Source organism: Methanosarcina sp. A14 (assembly GCF_001729375.1).
In the GTDB taxonomy this organism is placed as follows: domain Archaea; phylum Halobacteriota; class Methanosarcinia; order Methanosarcinales; family Methanosarcinaceae; genus Methanosarcina; species Methanosarcina barkeri.
The window spans coordinates 24,683-30,849 of sequence record NZ_LZPK01000369.1 but is presented as its reverse complement, the minus strand read 5'-3'; the positions used below and the strand labels follow the sequence as shown (position 1 = coordinate 30,849).

Below are 6,167 nucleotides of genomic sequence, written 5' to 3'. Positions count from 1 at the left end.
ATATTTAGATTACTAATATAAAAAAACACATACAAGAGAAGGAATTTAATGCTTAACCGATGACGTATGAGCAACTATGTGGTGTATTCAGAAATCAAAAACGATATCATTCAATTTTCACCAAATGCCACTAAAAAGCAAAATTATTTGCATCTGTTGTAATCGTACTATCAGGAAAAATATTGATTTTCAAAAAAATACTGCGGAATGTGGATTCTATATTCGTTTTTATTCAAATAGCGAGACGGCCAACTATTTATATCCAGCCGGATAAAATCTCTTTAAAGGTAAATTTCAGGAGGTTTTTAGACATGGAGATTGATGCTGTAGACGAGCTGGTTTTTAGTGTAATCGAACAGGTTGCAGCTGATAACTGTGACTTTGATAAGGTCATTGAGTTTGTCGTTTCCTTCTCAGATGAGCATTCGCTTTCCCAGGAAATCTTACTGAAACTTTCATCTATTTTTAACAAAGATGCAATGTACAGGGAGAAATATGTAATTATCAGGGCCTGTGCTTCGCTCTTCTCAGGCAAAGCCCGGGAAGACGCCCTTATGGAAGCAGGAAAAACAGCTTTTCTACTAGGACTTGATGAACTTGCTGTACGGGAATTCAAAGAAATACTCCAGCAGAACTCCCAAAATGTCGAAGCACTTTGCGGGTATGGAGCAGTTCTGGCGACGGAAGGAAAAAACGAGGCTGCACGGGTTCAATACGAAAAGGCCCTGGGATTCAATCCTTTCCATGTAGATACGCTTTGCAATTACGGCTGCCTGCTTTACGGGCTCAACAAAATGGATGAGGCCGAAGAAGTATATAGCCGAGCTTTGATTCTTGACCGGGATAATGTGAGCGCACACTGCGGGTATGGGATTCTACTTTCTAAACGCGGGCAAAAGACCAAAGCAAGTTACTACTATACTCGAGCTCTTGAGCTTGATCCTGGTCATGTGGAATCCAATTTTCGTTATGCTCGTCTCCTTGAAGAAAAAGGAGAACCCCTTGATGCCGAGAAACATTACATAGTAGCCCTCAAAGCCGATCCTGATGATCCGCGCCCGCACCTTTTCTATGCCCGTTTGCTTGCAGAGAACGGGTTTATTCACGGGGCAAGGGTGCATTTCAGGTGTGCTCTCAAACTGATTCCTGAGGATGTTGAAGTTCATTGTGAGTACGCCAGGCTGCTTGCCAGATTTGGACACAGACATGAAGCTGAGGTACAGTACAAAAAAGCCCTCGAGCTTGATCCCAGACATTTCGGGACTCTGAACGGTTACGCAGAGTTGCTAAAAGAAAAAGGGCAGTATGCAGCCGCCGAAGAAATTTACAGGCAGGCTGAGTTCTCTAAACGGAGTGCCTGATTAAGGAATGCCTAATAAACGATTAATATAGCCTGATCGGTTCAATTCCCATTTTTTCCATCAGGCAGGCAGGGATATCGAGTACATTCAGGGCCGAATCTATAACAATTCCATCGGAAGTTGCCAAAACTATTTTTTTTTCTGGATTTCCTCCTTCCGTTTTCAGTTCAAAGTCTGCGATTTTTGAGGTTCTTGCCTCGCCTGAAATTCCGTATTCTTTCATTTTGTGGCGGATGAAACCTGCAAGCTCTCCGCTCCGGCTGATCTGGGCGTCAAGGAGAAAAATGACTGATTTTGGACCTGTCTCGGAAAGAAACTTGAGGACTGCATTGAGAGCTTCCTCTATATCTTCGGCCTGTTTTGCTTTGCTAAAATAGTAGCGGGTATCTCTTATGTACCCGTCATCACAGAACCACATAGGTTCTTTTTTTATCAGGCTGTCCACACTCAGCAGGACATTGTACCCGTCAAGAAGGAGATCCCTATCTTTTATGCCGGTACATGCCACTTTTTTATTTATTCTGGAAACTATCCTGTCCGGGGGCATGATTACTCTTGTGAGAATGTATCGTTCTTCAAGGCTGAGCTGGAAGTGGTCAGCTACGAAACGGATGGTCGAAAACTTTGAATAGCCCCACCGGAGTATGCTCCGGATATCCCGTGCAGGTTTGAGTAATTTTTCTTTGAGTAATTCCTCTTTCAGACAGGAGCCGGAAAGATCGGCTGAACTTGCATGCGTATCTCTCATTAATGGTTTCTCCTTTTGGGAAGGGAGTTCTTTAAATGAGTGAAGATATATGTTATATATACATATTTGCGGAAATAAAAATAATAATGTGATCTCAGACCATCGGTTTGCCTCTTTGGTTTTTATTTCAGTTCTGTTCAATTTTATCTTGGTTTTCAGCTGTGAGCCAGCTCACGGTTCCGGCTGGAGGGTTTATTATGGAAATATTATGGCTGGCTCAGGAAGAAGTAACAAGTGTTATAGATATGAGTTCTGACATGCAGGTTGTAGAACGGGCTTTTAGGCAGCATGGGCTGGGCAGGGTTCAGATGCCTCCCAAGTCCTACCTTTACTATACGGCGTATAACGGGGATCTGCGGACAATGCCTGCATATCTTGAAGAGGAGAATATTACTGGGGTGAAAATTGTAAATGTCCATCCTGGAAACCCGGATCGTGGGCTTCCCACGGTAATGGCACTTATTGTCCTTATTTCTCCGGAAACAGGCGCTCCTGTGGCAATTATGGACGGAACCTACCTGACTGATATCCGGACAGGAGCTGCAGGAGGAATTGCTGCAAAATACCTTGCAAGAAAAGATTCAAAGGTTATAGGCCTTGTTGGTGCCGGAAATCAGGCAAAAACCCAGTTAAAAGCTCTCTGCGAGGTTTTTGAGCCAGAACTGGTAAGGGTTACTTCCAGGACAAAGGAGAGCTCTGAACAATTTATCCGGGAAATGGCAGATATTACTCCCTGTGAAATCCGTTACGAAGAAAACATTAAGAAGGTCTGTGACTGCGATATCCTTGTTACGACCACTCCTACCAGAAAACCTATCGTAAAGGCACAATGGATCAAAGAAGGCACTCACATTAACGCGATAGGGGCTGATGCAGTAGGAAAAGAAGAACTTGACCCTGAACTTTTAATCAGGTCCAAGATAATTGTGGATGATGTTATCCAGGCCCTTCATTCCGGAGAAGTAAACGTTCCTCTCTCCAAGCACTACATCTCGGAAAATGATATTCATGCTGAGCTCGGTGAAGTAATCGTTGGCCTGAAACCAGGCAGGACAAGTGATGAAGAAATTACGATCTTCGATTCAACAGGTCTTGCCATTCAGGATGTTGCAAGCGCGCACCTTGTTTATGAGAGAGCTGTCAGTAAAGGGCTCGGCAAGCATGTTCTTATGTTCTAACCCCCGAGTTCCGTCACCCGAGTTCCGTCACCCGAGTTCCGTCTCGGGAGGACGGTTCCGTTTCGCTCATTTCGTTCGCTCAAGCGGGGCAATTTCTAGAGATATGCACGAATTTTAGGGAGAACTATCCAAGTTGCACTTTGGGTCACATGATATAGTTTTTTTAAGAAAGGGTTGATCGCAAGTCTTTTCAAAAAACTGCTTGCCTGCAAGCCTTTTAAAAAAGGCTTGAGTGAAAACCCCGTAACGTTTGGGTTTGAAAACCTTATCCATAAACTCTATCCTGCGTGATCGCAAACCTTTTTAAAAAAGGCTTGACCGAAAACATGACAATTTTTGATTTTATTCGAATACCCAGCTAGCTTGCGGCGGAGATGGAAAACTTCCTCGGTAACCGTTAATGGTAAATAATTTCTGGATACAAAAAGTAAATCTTGGTTTTAAGATTTGCATCTGCATTTAGGATACGTATATATAATGTTCAGCGGCATGACCTTTTGAATAGGTTCTAAGATATCCTCTTCAAATTGAGTGGAAATCCCTCAATTTCAATTTTCACTCAATGAACTTTTTTCTCTGATAAGTTGAGCCAGAGATGGCATCTCAAATGTATCTCCGACTCTATCACATATGTACGGATATGCACTTATTTCCAGTTTCTTTGCTGTCTGATTAATCATTAATTTTTCAAAAAGTCAGATCACATTGAGTAATTTTATAGCATACACGAATCCAGTGTATTTCAATAAAATTGTACTCAACAGGCACTTAGCAATAGAAAGAAATACACACAATTTGAGTTATTCCGAAAACATAAATTCAAGGGAAAAGAGTTATTAAAACAATATGTAACAGAAGATGTCGATCTATTTGAAAATAAATATAGAAAACTAACAAATCAACTTTATCAAGAATGATGTTTATCTCTATGCATAAAAAATTGCTATCTCTTAAGGTTTTAATTTAACTTACATTTCACAATATTTTTCAAATCAATATTTTTTCACGTTAGCTCATATAAAATATCTTCAAATAACAGATAGTCAAATTGGAACTTGGAAAAATTAAATATTATCAGTAACTCGTATAAAGGGTAATATGCAGCTTTACTTTTATAGCTGCATTTTCATAAAACAAACGTAGGCTGAGAGGGTAGTTTTTGTAACTTACAGCATTGTCTGGCTTGAATAGACTATCACCCTACACTCCTACGGCTCTCCGGCAATTTAACATGTTACAGCTCTGCAACTGCAGAATCTGGCAATTTTCTACGAGCTTACGATCTGTAGAGAGCAGAGGGATATTTGGTTCTCGGCCTATAAATTAGTGTTGTGGGGGCTCGGAGAAGTGTATTTGAATGTCGGAATTGATGTTGCTAAGAATGTGCATGAAGCCTGTATACTGACTGAAAGTGGAGAACAAATTGGAAACTTTATTCAAATTAAGAATTCAAAAAGCAGCGTTCAGAAGTTCAGGGTACATTTAGCGGCGCTCCTTTGGATAGTGTGCCAATTTTTCTGTAAAATCATAAATATCAAAAAGTTATGGAGTAGAAAATTCCATATCGGAAGATCAATTATCTACATAGTACGTAAAAACTTGAATTCAAATTTACAGAAGATTAGGCACACTGCCTAAGAAGGCTTCACCGATATTAGTGGTTAATCTGCTGAGAAAAAAGTAAGAGCCGTAATAGCGAAACCAAATGTTGTAATTGTCAGGGTTATCAGCGAATAAAACCTATCCAGAACTTTGCTTTGTTCATCGAATAGATCTTTTTCGATGTTTCTTTGTATGGATTGGATTTCATCCTCTACCTTTTTATCCCGAAGGTTTCACCCTCCACCATATCGTGCCCCCACTCTCAATTTTTGGATATTCTTCAGCTTGATTCGGTTAATATATCCTGAAAAGAGAATTTTGAAAGAGTTTTTATCATAAAATGTGCCCTTCAATGCTGTTTATTTTCTGTTCGATAAATCCTTTTAAAATTATATTTATACAATATTTATTATTGTTTATATATTTAGATTAATAAAAGTCATTTCCTATAAGATTCAAATTCATAGAGAAGAATTTTTGAAGTAATTACCGATAGATAGGTAAAGTGCACATTGAAAGCAACAACATTTTAGAACTTCAAAAATTCACATTTAAGGCATCAGAGATTCTGGAATCCGACCACGGGAGATGTTGTACTAAAGCTCATCTGTTTGTAGACATCGAGACATTTTGGAATACCAGCTGGATATGGATGAGAATTACGTATTTAAAACGCCTCTATCACAAAAAATCCGACAGTAGTAACCATAGTTGACAGAACATAAGCAAATCTAATAAAATTTCAACTCATTGGGCATCGGTGAAGTAATATCCTTTCCGTACGCTGTCGATTTTTGGGGCAAAAGGTAGTTCACATTCTTTCACGTTTCCTGTGCGCGCTTGTTCAGTGGTCAAAATATCGAAAACCTACACTTAATTTTCTGCTTCATTAATTTGATAAAACAACCTATAATCTCCAACTCCAAAGCCGGTATGTAACAATTATGGTTCCTTTGAGTTCTCTTTAATTTCCGTTACTATCCGGCATAGCATGGTGAAGGGTATACCTTTAAGCTCACCTCGAGTATTGACTGGATCAAAATCTTATACATTATGCACGGATGATAAGAGGTATGTCTAGAACCGTTATACCTGATTTCAAATTCACTAAAATCCATCTCATCTACAAAAGATTTCAACCAAGTAGTAGATATGATCTAAAGGAATGAGATGATTAAAGGAATGAGATGATCTAAAGAATGAGATGATCTAAAGAATGAGATGATCTAAAGAATGAGATGATCTAAAGAATGAGGTCTCGAATATCTGGATGTAAAG

Annotated in this window: 3 protein-coding genes and 1 pseudogene; 2 read left to right on the top strand and 2 right to left on the bottom strand. The window is 39.6% G+C overall.

What is annotated here, in order from left to right:
- Window positions 1–311 precede the first annotated feature (311 nt).
- Window positions 312–1,361: a lipopolysaccharide assembly protein LapB gene (locus A9239_RS16365; RefSeq protein WP_048117473.1), complete on the top strand. Its 1,050-nt coding sequence runs from the start codon at window positions 312–314 to the stop codon at window positions 1,359–1,361.
- 22 nt (window positions 1,362–1,383) lie between these two features.
- On the opposite strand, the gene A9239_RS16360 is transcribed toward A9239_RS16365, so the two are convergent.
- A complete protein-coding gene (locus A9239_RS16360) occupies window positions 1,384–2,109 on the bottom strand; it encodes a DUF434 domain-containing protein (RefSeq protein WP_048155498.1) in 726 nt (241 codons plus the stop codon).
- A 197-nt stretch (window positions 2,110–2,306) separates the two neighbouring features.
- Between A9239_RS16360 and ala the strand changes: the two genes are divergently transcribed.
- Window positions 2,307–3,287 (top strand): alanine dehydrogenase, encoded by a 981-nt coding sequence (gene ala / locus A9239_RS16355; RefSeq protein WP_048117470.1) that lies wholly within the window; start codon window positions 2,307–2,309, stop codon window positions 3,285–3,287.
- 2,621 nt (window positions 3,288–5,908) lie between these two features.
- Here the strand turns inward: ala and A9239_RS20990 are convergent.
- Window positions 5,909–6,098, bottom strand: a pseudogene (locus A9239_RS20990) (hypothetical protein); the annotation flags it as partial.
- Window positions 6,099–6,167 lie beyond the last annotated feature (69 nt).

Bases quoted from the DNA above. Each gene is read 5' to 3' on its own strand.
- ala (WP_048117470.1), top strand. From the start codon at position 2,307: ATGGAAATATTATGGCTGGCTCAGGAAGAAGTAACAAGTGTTATAGAT.
- A9239_RS16365 (WP_048117473.1), top strand. From the start codon at position 312: ATGGAGATTGATGCTGTAGACGAGCTGGTTTTTAGTGTAATCGAACAG.
- A9239_RS16360 (WP_048155498.1), bottom strand. From the start codon at position 2,109: ATGAGAGATACGCATGCAAGTTCAGCCGATCTTTCCGGCTCCTGTCTG.